Source organism: Prevotella sp. LMAG:51, assembly GCF_008680225.1.
Classification (GTDB): Bacteria; Bacteroidota; Bacteroidia; order Bacteroidales; family Bacteroidaceae; genus Prevotella; species Prevotella pectinovora.
Map to the genome: position 1 here is coordinate 209458 of NZ_NALQ01000015.1, position 15447 is coordinate 224904.

At 44.4% G+C, this 15447-nt stretch carries 13 protein-coding genes, 1 tRNA gene and 4 pseudogenes; 14 read left to right on the plus strand and 4 right to left on the minus strand.

The features are described from left to right. Positions 1-172: 172 nt before the first annotated feature. Both CCC32_RS05180 and CCC32_RS05185 read right to left on the minus strand, forming a co-directional pair. A complete protein-coding gene (locus CCC32_RS05180; protein WP_042517114.1) occupies positions 173-1198 on the minus strand; it encodes an IS110 family RNA-guided transposase in 1026 nt (341 codons plus the stop codon). A 493-nt stretch (positions 1199-1691) separates the two neighbouring features. Next, positions 1692-2981 (minus strand): IS1380-like element IS612 family transposase, encoded by a 1290-nt coding sequence (locus CCC32_RS05185; protein ID WP_287072769.1) that lies wholly within the window; start codon positions 2979-2981, stop codon positions 1692-1694. A gap of 143 nt (positions 2982-3124) precedes the next feature. Between CCC32_RS05185 and catA the strand changes: the two genes are divergently transcribed. The 6 genes and pseudogenes from catA to CCC32_RS05215 form a co-directional block, all read left to right on the plus strand. Next, a complete protein-coding gene (gene catA, locus CCC32_RS05190) occupies positions 3125-3748 on the plus strand; it encodes a type A chloramphenicol O-acetyltransferase (RefSeq protein ID WP_164788644.1) in 624 nt (207 codons plus the stop codon). 160 nt (positions 3749-3908) lie between these two features. After that, positions 3909-4322, plus strand: a pseudogene (locus tag CCC32_RS05195) (IS3 family transposase); the annotation flags it as partial. A 79-nt stretch (positions 4323-4401) separates the two neighbouring features. Further along, entirely contained in the window at positions 4402-5145 is a 744-nt protein-coding gene (locus CCC32_RS05200; protein ID WP_502705604.1) for a nucleotidyltransferase domain-containing protein, read from the plus strand. Continuing rightward, positions 5126-5356: pseudogene (locus tag CCC32_RS05205) on the plus strand (class I SAM-dependent methyltransferase); the annotation flags it as partial. The gene CCC32_RS05200 and the pseudogene CCC32_RS05205, both read left to right, overlap by 20 nt. Positions 5357-5553: 197 nt before the next feature. Next, positions 5554-7479, plus strand: coding sequence for a tetracycline resistance ribosomal protection protein Tet(Q) (gene tet(Q), locus CCC32_RS05210; protein ID WP_287072776.1), 1926 nt, complete (start codon positions 5554-5556; stop codon positions 7477-7479). Further along, positions 7479-8009 (plus strand): annotated as a pseudogene (locus CCC32_RS05215) (histidine kinase); the annotation flags it as partial. The gene tet(Q) and the pseudogene CCC32_RS05215, both read left to right, overlap by 1 nt. Here the strand turns inward: CCC32_RS05215 and CCC32_RS05220 are convergent. After that, positions 7997-8473: pseudogene (locus CCC32_RS05220) on the minus strand (DUF4141 domain-containing protein); the annotation flags it as partial. The pseudogenes CCC32_RS05215 and CCC32_RS05220 overlap by 13 nt on opposite strands. A 23-nt stretch (positions 8474-8496) precedes the next feature. Continuing rightward, entirely contained in the window at positions 8497-8910 is a 414-nt protein-coding gene (locus tag CCC32_RS05225; protein WP_287072777.1) for a DUF3876 domain-containing protein, read from the minus strand. Positions 8911-9135: 225 nt separating this feature from the next. Between CCC32_RS05225 and metK the strand changes: the two genes are divergently transcribed. The 8 genes from metK to CCC32_RS05265 all read left to right on the plus strand — a co-directional run bounded on the left by metK (position 9136) and on the right by CCC32_RS05265 (position 15444). Beyond that, positions 9136-10410, plus strand: a complete 1275-nt coding sequence (gene metK, locus CCC32_RS05230; protein ID WP_042520308.1) for a methionine adenosyltransferase — start codon at positions 9136-9138, stop codon at positions 10408-10410. Between the two features lie 237 nt (positions 10411-10647). Continuing rightward, the gene (locus CCC32_RS05235) at positions 10648-11676 is read left to right on the plus strand and encodes a DUF4271 domain-containing protein (RefSeq protein WP_287072780.1); all 1029 of its coding nucleotides are present in this window, start codon (positions 10648-10650) and stop codon (positions 11674-11676) included. Positions 11677-11683: 7 nt separating this feature from the next. After that, the gene (locus CCC32_RS05240) at positions 11684-12436 is read left to right on the plus strand and encodes a uroporphyrinogen-III synthase (protein ID WP_022317027.1); all 753 of its coding nucleotides are present in this window, start codon (positions 11684-11686) and stop codon (positions 12434-12436) included. 14 nt (positions 12437-12450) lie between these two features. Then, positions 12451-12921: a ribonuclease P protein component gene (rnpA, locus tag CCC32_RS05245; protein WP_287072783.1), complete on the plus strand. Its 471-nt coding sequence runs from the start codon at positions 12451-12453 to the stop codon at positions 12919-12921. Positions 12922-12927: 6 nt separating this feature from the next. Further along, positions 12928-13170 (plus strand): membrane protein insertion efficiency factor YidD, encoded by a 243-nt coding sequence (yidD, locus tag CCC32_RS05250; protein WP_044079620.1) that lies wholly within the window; start codon positions 12928-12930, stop codon positions 13168-13170. Positions 13171-13217: 47 nt separating this feature from the next. After that, entirely contained in the window at positions 13218-14516 is a 1299-nt protein-coding gene (gene tyrS, locus CCC32_RS05255) for a tyrosine--tRNA ligase (protein WP_044065228.1), read from the plus strand. Between the two features lie 180 nt (positions 14517-14696). Next, positions 14697-14767, plus strand: a tRNA-Gln gene (locus CCC32_RS05260). 488 nt (positions 14768-15255) lie between these two features. Then, on the plus strand, positions 15256-15444 hold the full coding sequence (locus tag CCC32_RS05265) for a hypothetical protein (protein WP_287072786.1): 189 nt from the start codon (positions 15256-15258) through the stop codon (positions 15442-15444). The last annotated feature ends 3 nt before the right edge of the window (positions 15445-15447 follow it).

Consider the following 15447-nt stretch of genomic DNA (forward strand, 5'->3'; position numbering starts at 1 on the left):
CATTATGTATTTGTTCGTTTATATTGCGGATTTTCATAGATTTTCCGCAACGGTATTGCGGATTTTCATGGATTTTTCGCAACAAAGATACAATTATTTATTGAAACATACAAGCTTTATCCCAAATCGCTTTCTATGTTAATATCCAAATGTTTTGACCATTATTTTCAATTTATGCTGAGATTTTATATTCAGGGGTGAATGTTTGGCGATTTCTGACCATGGCTGTGACCAAATGTACAAGTTTGTTCTTGACATTGTTCAGTGCAACCTGCTTCTTCTTTCCTCGTTCTACGAGGCGCATGTAGTACCTCGCCATAATGGGATTGAAGTTGACGGCAGCTAGTGCCGCTTGCGTCAGCATGGCCTTTATCTGGCGGTTAGCCATATAATGTACATGCGGATCGGAATGCACACTGGTTCCCGAATCTTTGCCAAATGGAGCTAGGCCGTAATAGCAGGCAATCTTGCGTGAGTCGTAGTTGAAACGCCGGAAGTTGTCGGTGTACACCATCAGGCACACAGCGTTCTGCGTTCCTATGCCAGGCACCGAGGTCACGATGGTGAACACCTCGGTGAGTTCCTCGTCCGACTTGATGAGATCGGCAATGCGCTTATCTATCTTCTCTATCTCCTTATTGAGTTCAGAGACGATGTGCCGTCCGCTCTGCGAAATCATTGTCTTGACTGGCGACTTCTCCATAGTGAGTCGCTTTTCGCCTCTACGCACCTGGAAACTGCATCTGTGTCTTACGATCATCTGACGGTATAGGAACAGCTCACGCAGTTGTGTAAGCGACTCGCTAAGAGGCTCGTACATAACGGCTTTATCGTAATTCCTCATGGCGTATTCTGCAATCATCGAGGCGTCAGCACGGTCAGACTTCAATCGTCTAAGACCAGATGCGTCTTTGATGCTCTTTGCGTTCTCAAGCCACATGTCGTAGCCTTTACCGTAGAGGAAGTTGCACAGTCCCTTGCTGTAGTCGCCCGTGTTCTCGCCACAGAAGAGCCACAAGGACGAGTCGATACCGCAGGAATTCTGCTCAACCCACTTGACCAACTGCCTATAGCCAGACACGGTTGTCTTGAACTCGTTGAACACTCTAGCAGCGGTTTCTGCCAGTCCGTCTGCAAAAAGGATAGCCACATCAACTTTTTCTTTCGAAAAATCAACTCCGATAAATAAATTCTTCATAACTTTGTACGAGTTATATTGTGTAGAATTGGTCAATAGTTGTATGGACTAACACTCTAACAAGGCTCAGAGCCGATAACTTTCTATCTGGTCTTTGCAACTATGTCGATGAGGACCTAAACGATTTATAGCTTTACGGCTGGGTCATTAGCTGGTTTACCTCTTCGACAGACCGATTCTACCTTTTTACAACAAAGGTACGAAACTGTCTTTAGCAATCATAGTTTTACCTTGATTATTTTGGAGTTTATGCGACTTCGTCGCAATCTTCTGCAAACTTAGAGGTCATTAGGGCTTGCTTGGATTTTGTTTTTTTTAGAAATCCTAAAATCCGCAAGCAATCTCAATGACAATCTCAATTGCAGTAAAGAGCTTGAACACTATGCATCATGATAGTATGAGCGTGAATTTTGTCCGATTTGTGCACACCATCCCCTTACCCCACGATGCGACTTGAGGTAATACGCAGATTCAAACCGGAAAGAAAGGATTCTTATCCGAATTCTGTTTTGAAGGGTTTTGCATAAGCTCGGTTCTCTGTGTAGATATTCAGCACGTATTGCCTTGCAGTCATGATCCACTTGGCAGGTACGGAGATGAATCTGAAGACAAAAGCCTTTATGCGACTCGTTTTCTTGAGCCCAAAAGCCTTGGTGTCAAGCCTGCTCATGATGGTCTTGTAGAAATTGTGTATCAATGCAGTAAGCAGAAGAAAGACAGTATTCTCCGCCATGAATGACTTGGGGAGCCTGCTCCAACCGAATCCGTTGTTCATGTCGTCAAAGATACGTTCCTTGCCGCCACGCAGATTGTAGAATTCAACAATGTCCCTTGTCGATGACTTGTAATCGTTGGTCAGAATACAACGGTAAGTGTATTCGCCTTCCCACAGGTCAAGGTCGCCACTGTTGCGTCTTTGTCTCTGGATGACAAGACGATAGCACTTGCCTTCCCATTTCTCAACGAGAATGGAATTGAGTTCGAACTGGATGCCGTTAATCTCCTCCGTCTTCCATCCTCTCAGAGCAAAGATGTCATTGTAGAGCGAACTGCATCGGTTGGCACGGATGTAGAAATGTTTGCGATGCTTCTCTATCTCACTGACGATTTCCTTCGAGCAGGAACCGCAGTCTGCCCTGAAGCGATTTACACGGATGTTCTGGGATTCCAGAAGAGCGAAGAATCTCTTATGGGTGTCTGCCTGATGAAAACGCACATTCGTGTTACCATCGCTGTTCTCGATATAGACTATCTTGTCACCGATAACATATACGCCAGGCCTGTAGCCGAGGAACTTTTTGTAGGTCGGTTTTGCATCATACTTCTCCGTTTCAAGGAACTGATGGTCAAAGTCAACATCGTATTCCTCAATTTCCTTCAACTCGCCTGTAGAAACCAAAGCGTTTATAAGCAATGTGTTGAGTTTGTCTGCAGTATTGAAATCATAGGTCTTGCCTTGGTCGGAAGTATAGGAGATGTTTTCCTGTATCAGTTCCTTGATGGCTCTGAGGATGGTATCAGAGCTGCATGTACGAAGGGTAGGATGATACGAGAGATGGCGCATCAGTTGTGACGTTACATCTTCCACGCATGAGCCGCCACAGAAATAAACGCTCATCAGCGAACGGACTATCTCGCTGAACTGATATCCGAAGATACTGCTGCATCTCTGACCCAGTGTTGAGTCGATAACGGGTGAAAGCATGGAGTCAAATTTCTCCATGATTGAAAAAATTCCTCCAAAAGGTGTGAGTTTCTCAGATTTAATTTGTATTTTTGCCATGTCATATTAGAGTTTTGCTTGTTTTCTTTTTGCAACACTAAGATAAGTGAAAATTCTGACATGGCAAAATCCTGGGCAACTTTTTGTTGCTCAGGAACTTATAAATTAATTTAAATCAAAGTGTTGCGGAATTAAGGATAAAAATGAAATTTACCGTTATTGATAAAGAAAACTGGGATAGAAAAGAATACTTTGAGCATTATTTTTCTGGAGTTCCATGCACATATAGTATGAGTGTAAAGTTGGATATTACGGAAATAAAAAATAGAAAAAAGAAATTATATCCAACAATGTTATATTTTATTACTACTATTGTTAATAGACATGATGAGTTTAGAACTTCATTTAATGCAGAAGGGCAATTAGGTGTGTATGATGAAATGATACCTTGCTATACAATATTTCATAAAAATACGGAAACTTTTTCCAATCTTTGGACCGAGTATTTTAACAAGTATGATGATTTCTGTGCCGCTTATGAAAAAGATATGGAAGAATTCGGAGAACTAAAAGGAATGATGGTAAAGCCGAATATTCCTGAAAATAATTTTCCAGTATCAATGATTCCATGGACAACATTTGAAGGTTTTAACTTAAACCTTCAAAAAGGATATGAGTATTTGTTACCTATATTTACAATGGGAAAATATTATGAAGAAAGAGGAAGATATATTTTGCCATTAGCCATTCAAGTACATCATGCGGTATGTGATGGATTTCATGTATGTCGTTTTGTAAATGAGTTGCAAGATTTAATCAATGGATAAATTCAATTTGTAGAGCTGATTAAGTGAACAATTTTAATATATTACGAACAATTTATAGTAAGTTATAGAAGCAACCACATCTTAGAATTCAATATATTGAAAAGTCTAAGGTGTGGTTGTTTTTATGCTATATTTATCACGAAGAAGGCTAACATAGCCTTCTAAAAAAATAATTGGCTACGCTTTCGATCAGAGAATGACTAATGATTTAGTTGTTAAAGCCTTAAAAAATGCTTATTACAGCCAATTTCCCGATAAGAATAAGCAATTAATATTTCATAGCGATTTAGGCTCTCAATACACTAGCAATGATTTAAGGGAGCTATGCAAAGAGTTTAATATTATACAATCGTTTAGTAAAAAAGGTTGTCCATATGATAATGCTTGTATAGAATCTTTTCATTCATTAATAAAAAAGGAAGAAATATATAGAAATACATACCGTACCTTCGAAGAAGCTAATATGGCTATTTTTAAATATATTGAAGGTTGGTATAACAGAAAAAGGCTACACTCTTCTATTAATTACATGACTCCAGATCAATGTGAATTATTAGCTAGAAGTGCAGCATAAAAAAGTTTGACTTTTTGTGTCCAAAATATTGACATAAGACCAAGGTACCCATACAGAGGATTCTGATATAGATATCGGAATTTATTACAATCAAGAATCATTTGACCTGACAGCGATTAACCAAATTGCTACAGAGTTGGATGATGAGAATAGAAACAACCTTGTTGTACCTCCCGGAGCGTGGGGTGATTGGATCAATGGCGGCGGATGGTTAGTTATGAACGGGTATCATGTTGATCTGATTTTACGTGATATAAAACGGGTGGAACAAATAATCAAAGATACGGAGCAAGGAATTGTTACTGCAAATTATCAGACCGGGCATCCCCATGGTTATATAAGTGCTATGTATCGTGGAGAATTGGCTATCAGCAAGATACAATATGCTAAAAATGAAAGCTTATGCGAATTAAAAAATCAGGCGGAAATTTACCCTGGTGCTCTAAAGAAGAGCTTGATAAACTTTTTTTTATTTGAAGCAGAGTTCTCTTTAATGTTTGTAAAAGCAAATGCGGGAGCAGAGGATAAATATTATATTGCAGGCCATGTTTTTCGTATTATTTCATGCTTAAATCAAGTACTATTTGCATGTAATAATGCTTATTGCATTAACGAAAAGAAAGCTATAAAACTGCTTGAAACTTTTGAATATAAACCTAAAAAATATGCCGAAAGGGTAAATCATATTTTTGAAGTACTCGGTCTTTCACTTTTTGAATGCTACGATATGACCGAGAAGCTTTATAAAGAAGTGAAAAAAATTGCAACGGAGATAAATAACTTTTTAAACGAGGAGAATTCAGATGAAAGAAAACAAATATGATGATAATATATTTTTTCAAAAATACAGTCAAATGAGTCGCTCACAGCAGGGACTAGCCGGTGCAGGAGAATGGGAAACATTGAGAAAGCTGCTGCCGGATTTTAAAGATAAGCGTGTGCTTGATTTAGGATGCGGCTATGGATGGCACTGTATTTATGCGATGGAACACGGTGCTTCTTCTGTTGTAGGTGTTGATATTTCTCATAAAATGTCTATGGTAAAAAGTTAAAAAATCCTCCCACTTTTGTTAGATATATTTTTTTGTGTAATTTTGTAATCGTTATGCGGCAGTAATAATATACATATTAATACGAGTTAGTAATCCTGTAGTTCTCATATGCTACGAGGAGGTATTAAAAGGTGCGTTTCGACAATGCATCTACTGTAGTATATTATTGCTTAATCCAAATGAATATTATAAATTTAGGAATTCTTGCTCACATTGATGCAGGAAAAACTTCCGTAACCGAGAATCTGCTGTTTGCCAGTGGAGCAACGGAAAAGTGCGGCCGTGTGGATAATGGTGACACCATAACAGACTCTATGGATATAGAGAAACGTAGAGGAATTACTGTTCGGGCTTCTACGACATCTATTATCTGGAATGGAGTGAAATGCAATATCATTGACACTCCGGGACACATGGATTTTATTGCGGAAGTGGAGCGGACATTCAAAATGCTTGATGGAGCAGTCCTCATCTTATCCGCAAAGGAAGGCATACAAGCGCAAACAAAGTTGCTGTTCAATACTTTACAAAAACTGCAAATCCCGACAATTATATTTATCAATAAAATTGACCGTGACGGTGTGAATTTGGAGCGTTTGTATCTGGATATAAAAACAAATCTGTCTCAAGATGTCCTGTTTATGCAAACTGTTGTCGATGGATTGGTTTATCCGAATTGCTCCCAAACATATATAAAGGAAGAATACAAAGAATTTGTATGCAACCATGACGACAATATATTAGAACGATATTTGGCGGATAGCGAAATTTCACCGGCTGATTATTGGAATACGATAATCGATCTTGTGGCAAAAGCCAAAGTCTATCCGGTACTACATGGATCAGCAATGTTCAATATCGGTATCAATGAGTTGTTGGACGCCATTTCTTCTTTTATACTTCCTCCGGCATCAGTCTCAAACAGACTTTCAGCTTATCTCTATAAGATAGAGCATGACCCCAAAGGGCATAAAAGAAGTTTTCTTAAAATAATTGACGGAAGTCTGAGACTTCGAGACGTTGTAAGAATCAACGATTCGGAAAAATTCATCAAGATTAAAAATCTAAAGACTATTTATCAGGGCAGAGAGATAAATGTTGATGAAGTGGGTGCCAATGATATCGCGATTGTAGAAGATATAGAAGATTTTCGAATCGGAGATTATTTAGGTACTAAACCTTGTTTGATTCAAGGGTTATCTCATCAGCATCCCGCTCTCAAATCCTCCGTCCGGCCAGACAGGTCCGAAGAGAGAAGCAAGGTGATATCCGCTCTGAATACATTGTGGATTGAAGACCCGTCTTTGTCCTTTTCCATAAACTCATATAGTGATGAATTGGAAATCTCGTTATATGGTTTGACACAAAAGGAAATCATACAGACATTGCTGGAAGAACGATTTTCCGTAAAGGTCCATTTTGATGAGATCAAGACTATCTACAAAGAACGACCTGTAAAAAAGGTCAATAAGATTATTCAGATCGAAGTGCCACCCAACCCTTATTGGGCCACAATAGGGCTGACGCTTGAACCCTTGCCGTTAGGGTCAGGGTTGCAAATCGAAAGTGACATCTCCTATGGTTATCTGAACCATTCTTTTCAAAATGCCGTTTTTGAAGGGATTCGTATGTCTTGCCAATCTGGTTTACATGGATGGGAAGTGACAGATCTGAAAGTAACTTTTACTCAAGCCGAGTATTATAGCCCGGTAAGTACACCTGCTGATTTCAGACAGCTGACCCCTTATGTCTTCAGGCTGGCCTTGCAACAGTCAGGTGTGGACATTCTCGAACCGATGCTCTATTTTGAGTTGCAGATACCCCAAGCGGCAAGTTCCAAAGCTATTACAGATTTGCAAAAAATGATGTCTGAGATTGAAGACATCAGTTGCAATAATGAGTGGTGTCATATTAAAGGGAAAGTTCCATTAAATACAAGTAAAGACTACGCCTCAGAAGTAAGTTCATACACTAAGGGCTTAGGCGTTTTTATGGTCAAGCCATGCGGGTATCAAATAACAAAAGGCGATTATTCTGATAATATCCGCATGAACGAAAAAGATAAACTTTTATTCATGTTCCAAAAATCAATGTCATCAAAATAATGGAGCGGTCAGGAAATTTCTATAAGGCAATACAGTTGGGATATATACTTATCTCCATTCTTATCGGATGTATGGCATATAATAGCCTCTATGAATGGCAGGAGATAGAAGCATTAGAACTTGGCAATAAAAAAATAGACGAGCTCCGAAAAGAAATAAACAATATCAATATTCAAATGATAAAATTTTCTCTATTGGGTGAAACAATACTGGAATGGAACGATAAAGATATCGAGCATTACCATGCACGGCGTATGGCAATGGACAGTATGCTCTGCCGTTTCAAGGCCACCTATCCAGCAGAGCGCATCGATAGTGTGCGCAGTCTTTTAGAGGATAAGGAACGACAGATGTTCCAGATAGTCCGGTTAATGGATGAACAACAATCTATTAACAAGAAGATAGCTAATCAAATTCCGGTTATTGTGCAGAAAAGTGTGCAGGAACAGCCCAAAAAGCCAAAACGAAAAGGTTTCTTGGGCATCTTTGGCAAAAAAGAGGAAACACAGCCAACGGAAACCACGTCCATGCGCTCCTTGTCGGTCATGGAGAGCGTGGTGATGTTCACCACATTCTTCAGTTCCGTCAACACTTCGTTGCTCTCTTCCAGCAGTTTCGTGTAACCGAAAGCGATTGCCGACAGCTCTTCTGGTCTGAAATTTCCATCACGGAGCATCCTTTGGAAACTGTTTACATAAATGTCGGTGATGTCGCCTACCATCAGGATGGTCTGCTGCACCTTGCGGGCGTCCTTGACGAGATTGTTCACCGATCTGAGGGCATCGTAATACTTTTTGCCCTGCTGATAGATTTTCACCGTTTCCTGAAAGTTGCTCACCATGTTCGTGGCAGTCTTGGAGGTATGAATGATGTTTTTGGAGGCATTGATGATACCCTGCGCCAGATTGCCCGGATCGCTTACGACCCACTGTGCGCTTGCCCTGCCTGCGAAAAGCAGGCACAGGCAGATAATCATTGTTATTCTTGTTCTCATGTTACTTTGGATTTTAGTGGTTGTTATTCTTCTGTCGGGTGTCCCGGCTGCGGTTTCACCCGCACATAGTCGCCGCCCGGCGAGAAGGTCAGCACGTCCGTTGCCCCGTTGTAGGACACGTCGATGCGGAAGCCGGTGTTCATGAACAGGTTGTCGTTTTCCTCCTGCAAGAGATAGGTTTCCGGTTTCAGCTTGCGGCGCAGACCGCTCCGGCGGAACACCGTCACCTTGTAGGCTTCGCCCTCCTTGTAGATAAGCACGTCGGGCTTCCCCTCCACGCTCTCCCAGTTCCCGCACAGCATATCACGGCGGTTGTCGGCCACGTCGCAGGATTGCAGCATCATGACCGCCAATCCGATTAGACACTTGCTGTCTTGCAGGTTTTCCAAAGTTGGAACTTCCCATGCTACGAATTTTGTTGCTATTGCTGTTCTCATATCCGTTGTTTTTGATTTTTATTTTTTATGCGGATTCAAGAGAAATTAGAAAAGTGTATTTTGTTTGGCTTTAATCAGTTTTTTGCATTACCTTTTAATAAGGTAAGCTGCATCTCGGTAATTAAAATAAATAAATTTATTTTGCATTACTCTCAATTTGCATTACCTTTGCAAATTCATTGCATATAGGCAATATATTCAACTATTTTTTTAATTTAAATCATTATGTCATATCTATTTACATCCGAATCAGTTTCTGAGGGACACCCAGACAAAGTGTCTGACCAGATTTCAGACGCATTGCTCGATCAGTTCCTCGCATACGACACCAAAGCGCATTGCGCGATAGAGACATTCTGTACTACAGGTCAGGTGGTAATCATGGGAGAGGTTCGCTCCGAAGAATACGTTGACCTGCAAACAATCGCCCGCAAGACGATAAAGAAAATTGGATACACCAAGTCGGAATACCAGTTCGACGGTGACTCATGCGGTGTGCTCACTGCCATACACGAGCAGAGCGACGACATCAACCGCGGAGTGAGCCGTGAGGAGGACTTAGACCAGGGTGCCGGCGACCAGGGAATGATGTTCGGCTATGCCACAAACGAGACCGACAACTACATGCCTGTATCGCTCGACCTGGCACAGCTCATCATGCGAACACTTGCCGACATCCGCAGAGAGGGAAAGGTGATGACCTATCTCAGACCCGACTCAAAGAGCCAGGTGACAGTGGAATATTCCGATGACGACATACCTCAGCGCATTGATACCATCGTGGTGTCTACACAGCACGACGACTTCATCAAGAATGCCGACGGTACCGACAACGACGAGGCTATGCTCCAGAAAATCCGCGAGGACGTGATAAACATCCTCATACCGAGAGTGAAGGAGCAGATAGGAGAGAAAGTGCTCAGGCTCTTCAACGGCGACATCAAGTATTTCGTAAACCCGACAGGAAAGTTCGTGATCGGTGGACCTCACGGCGACACCGGACTGACCGGCCGCAAGATAATCGTTGACACATACGGCGGAAAGGGAGCACACGGCGGAGGCGCCTTCTCAGGAAAAGACTCCAGCAAGGTGGACCGCTCGGCAGCCTATGCCACACGCCATATCGCCAAGAACATGGTGGCAGCGGGAGTTGCCGACGAGATGCTCGTGCAGGTGAGCTATGCCATCGGTGTGGCAGAGCCGGTAAGCGTATACGTGAACACCTACGGCAGAAGCCATGTGGAGATGAGCGACGGAGAGATAGCAAAGAAGATCAGCGAGATGTTCGACCTGCGGCCGAAGGCTATAGAGCAGCAGCTGAAACTCCGTCAGCCTATGTATCTTGAGACGGCAGCCTACGGACACATGGGACGCAAGCCGGAGACAGTGAAGAAGACCTTCACCAGCCGCTATCATGAAACGAAGACTATCGACGTGGAGCTCTTCACATGGGAGAAGCTCGACCTCGTGGACAAGATAAAGAAAGAATTCGGTCTTTAATCCCAAAGGTGGCAGAATGACCGTTAGGGTTTAACCACAAAACGGCAAGACGCCCGTTAGGGAGTCTTAGATTGAAAAAACGTGGCAAGTGGAAAGCTTGCCGAACAGCAGACGAGTTGGCAAGATCCTCTCCTGACCTCCCTTTGAAGGGAGAGACTGTCAAGTCACAGGAAAACACCTTGTCAACTCGTTTTCCTTGTCAATTCGGCAGGGAATCAACAAAGAGAGTAATAGACAATGCTACAGACAGACTCAACAGAAACGAAACATAGTCAGCAACATGGTGTGCAGCTCATTGAGCAGCATCATGAGGAGATGCGCCAGCCATATCAGGTGTTGCATGAGCTGCCCCGCGATGCCACTCCGGCACAGCAGGACTCAGCTTTGCAGACGGTGTATGGCGCACAGCCACGTGTTCAGGAGGCGGTGCCGCTCGACTCCACCAGTCTGCTCAACCGTGCCAATGCCATCGGCAAGCTGGAGAACGTGGAACTGCCGCAATACTACAAGCAGAACTTCTTCTCCACCGATTCACTGTGGCATCCGGAGCTCAACGGCGGCCGCTATGGCATTGCCGGCGACCCCGTGCCCTATACCATACGCGGCGACAACATGATTACGGCACTGTTGCTCTGCTGCTTCATCCTCGCCTTCGTGGCATTCTCAAAGTCGAGATGGTTCATAATGAGGCAGACCAAGCAGTTCTTCAGAACAGAGCGCAGCGGCACTACGGTGATGACGGAGACGACAAACGAATTCCGTTTCCAGTTCTTCCTCGCTGCGCAGACCAGTCTGCTGCTGTCGCTCGTTGCCTTCTTCTATGCCCAGGAGCGCAATTCCGACACCTTCCTCGTCTCGTCGCAGTATCAGTTGATAGCGATGTTCTTCGGCGTCTTCGCCGGGTATTTCATGCTCAAGTCCATACTGTATACTATTGTCAACTGGGTGTTCTTCACCGCCCGGCAGAATGCGTCATGGATGAAGTCGTTCCTTTTCACCACCTCCGTCGAGGGAGTGGTGATGTTCCCCGTGGTAGTGTCGCAGGCATATTTCGGACTGTCGATGAAACACACCATCCTCTATGTGGGAGCCGTTGTGGTGTTGTCGCGATTGTTGTCATTATACAAGTGCTTTTTAATCTTTTTCAGACAGAAAGGCGTTTATCTGCAAATAATTTTGTACTTTTGCGCCCTTGAAATAATACCGCTTCTTGCGCTCTGCGGCACGTTGTCGGTTTTGATAAGTTATTTGAATGTAAATTTTTAAGGCATCGATGATTAAGAAGATTTTAGTTTCTCAACCCAAACCTACTAGCGACAAGTCACCTTATTATAGGATTGCAGAAGATTTTGGAGTAGAGCTGGTATTTAGACCATTCATAAAGGTGGAAGGACTCTCTTCGAAAGAATTCCGCCAGCAGAAGATAAGCATCACGAGCTTCACTGCCGTGGTATTCACGTCTCGCCATGCGATAGACAACTTCTTCAAGATTGCTCAGGAGATGCGTTTTGAAATCCCTGACACGATGAAATATTTCTGTGTCACTGAGACCATTTCATTATATATCCAGAAATACGTGCAGTACCGCAAGCGTAAGGTGTTCTTCGGCAGCACCGGCAAGATCGACGACCTCGTGCCGCTGATGATGAAGCACAAGCAGGAGAAATACCTCGTGCCGCTGAGCGACGTTCACGACAACTCCGTGAAGAAGCTCCTCGACACAAAGGGACTCCAGCATACCGAATGCGTGATGTACCGCACGGTGTGCAACGACCTCACCGAAGAGGAAGTGAAGAACTTCGACTACGACATGTGTGTGTTCTTCAGCCCGTCAGGTGTGGCAGCATACAAGAAGGCATTCCCGGATGGATGCGGAGCGGCACCTATGAAGGCAGCCACCTTCGGTCCTGCAACTGCCAAGGCAGCCCACGACGCCGGACTCGACGTGCAGGTGGAAGCACCATCAGAGAAATATCCTTCGATGACGAGCGCTCTGCGCCGATTCCTCATCGACCAGGAAGACTAATATAACACCCCTTGATGACTCTCCCGACCAGGAACACCCTAAGCAAGAGTGAGCGCCTGCACGGCAGGAATGCCGTGGAGCAGCTGTTCCAGAAAGCGAAAAGAAGCTCTATGGTTGTCTTTCCGCTTAGGGCGGTATATACCCTCACCACAGAAGAGGAACAAAAGGGCGAAGCTGCAGTGAGAGTGCTTGTCAGTGTTTCGAAGAAGCATTTCAAGAGAGCCGTGAAGCGCAATCGCGCCAAGAGGCAGGTGCGCGAGGCTTACCGCAAGAACAAGCATGCTCTCGCCGATATCATCGCCGGTATGCCGGGCACAGGACTCTCCATCGCCTTCGTGTGGCTCTCGGATGAGCCGCAGCCGTCTGGCGAAGTGGAGGCATCTATGGTAGCGTTGCTCAGCAGGATAGGGGAGAAGGCGCATCGCATCTACGACAACAGCAGGAAAGCGGAGACCCACAATCTCACGGATCAGGAACAACCATAAGGCTCTATGGGCAAGATAGTGAAGTTTATCTCCAAAGCCCTCGTATGGCTGCTGTGCCTGCCGATACTGTTCTATCAGCGGTGCATATCCCCGTTTACGCCGCCCTCATGCCGCTTCACACCCACATGCTCCGAATATGCCCGTGAGGCAATAGTGAAACACGGACCGGTGAAAGGACTGTATCTCGCCATCCGGCGTATTCTGAGATGTCATCCCTGGGGAGGCAGCGGTTACGACCCCGTGCCGTAGGGGGGGATGGAAAAGTCTGGTACTTAAAGAAATAAAACATTAACGATATGAAAAAGAACTTTGTTGAAGAACTTAAATGGCGCGGTATGCTGGCTCAGATGATGCCAGGCGCCGAGGAGTTGCTGCAGAAGGAGATGGTAACCGCATATCTCGGTACCGACCCTACGGCTGACTCACTGCACATCGGACACCTTTGTGGAATCATGATGCTCCGCCACCTTCAGCGTTGCGGACACAAGCCTATCATCCTTGTCGGCGGTGCCACAGGAATGATCGGTGACCCATCTGGCAAGAGCCAGGAGCGCAACCTGCTCGACGACAAGACTCTCTACCATAACCAGGAGGCAATCAAGAAGCAGGTGAGCAAGTTCCTCGACTTTGAGGGCACCGAGCCTAACAAGGCAGAGCTGGTGAACAACTACGACTGGATGAAGAACTTCACCTTCCTCGACTTTGCCCGTGAGGTGGGCAAGCATATCACTGTGAACTATATGATGGCAAAGGAGAGCGTGCAGCAGCGTCTCAACGGTACGGCCCGCGACGGTCTCTCGTTCACAGAGTTCACATACCAGCTGCTCCAGGGATACGACTTCCTGTATCTCTACCAGCACTACAACTGCAAGATGCAGCTCGGCGGCAACGACCAGTGGGGTAACATGACCACCGGTACGGAGCTTATCCGCCGCACTCTCGGCAACGATGTGGAGACTTATGCCCTCACCTGTCCGCTCATCACCAAGGCCGACGGCAAGAAGTTCGGAAAGACAGAGAGCGGAAATATCTGGCTCGACCCTAAGCGCACTTCTCCATACAAGTTCTATCAGTTCTGGCTCAATGTCAGCGACGACGATGCGGAGCGCTACATCAAGATATTCACAAGTCTCGATAAGGAGACCATCGACGCTCTCGTAGAGGAGCACAAGCAGGATCCGGGCAGACGCATCCTCCAGAAGCGCCTTGCTGAGGAGACCACGGTGATGGTACACTCCAAAGAGGCTCTCGACGCTGCCATCGAGGCGTCAAACATCCTCTTCGGAAAGTCTACAAAGGAGTCGCTGCTGAAGCTCGACGAGCAGACATTCCTCGACATCTTCGAGGGTGTGCCACAGTTTGAGGTAAACCGCGACGTGCTCGGACAGCCGGCAGTAGAGATTTTCACACAGGCTGCTCCAGTATTCGCCAGCAAGGGCGAGATGCGTAAGCTCGTACAGGGTGGAGGAGTATCTCTCAACAAGGAGAAACTTGCGGCTTTCGACCGTCCTGTGACAGAAGACGACCTTATCGACGGTAAGTATCTGCTCGTGCAGCGCGGCAAGAAGAATTATTATCTCCTCATCCTCAAATAAGGATTACAACGTTCTTTCAACAAGGCGCTTGGCATGGGGATAAAATTCCTCGGTGATAATTTTTGGAATAGGCAAAAAAATATAGATAGCAAAATTTGGTAATGGTATAAAAAAACATTACCTTTGCAACGCATTAGACTTGGGAAACGGTGGTTTCTCAAAACAAAAAGATGATTTGATTGTCCTATGGTGTAATGGTAGCACTACAGTTTTTGGTTCTGTCAGTGGTGGTTCGAGTCCGCCTGGGACAACGGGGAGCGGCGAGCGAAGTGATTCGGTCGCCGTTTTTGTATGCTTTTGGCAAGAGTAATCTCTTGTCTTTTATAAGGCTCTTTTACCTGTTTTCAATTCGCAATAGCTCACCATTACTCATTGTCCCCAAATCGGTTATTAGGGCTTGCTTGAATTTTGTTTTTTAGAAGAGTGGATTTTATTTAATGAATAATAGCGAGCTATTGCGAATTAAAAACAAGCAAAAAACGCCTTGAAAAAAACAAAAGACTGCAAGCAGTTGTAAAACATTACATTGAACGGACTAATGACTGATTTGGGTTAAACGACAAGTTGTATCTACATCAAGAATCCAGACCATAAAGGTTTTGCCCGAGATGGGTAAACCTAATAATGGCCATCTTTTCTCGATAAAACCGTGGAAATGCAAGGAAAATTTGTGCATTTCAGGCTGTTCGCTTATTTTCCTGTTCAAATATTTGGGACATTCAGACAGCCGTTTTTATCTTTGCAAAAAACGAAAGACAATGAGAACAATCATTTTGCCGACGACTATACCAAGGAAGTCCTCTATATGCTGAAGAAGTCCAACGTGGATATTTCCAACAGCGATATAGCATACCGCGGCATCCAGATAGCCTTCGCCAGCATTCAATATTCCGAGAGCATGACTTATACGAGTATAAACGCAGAGTGACAA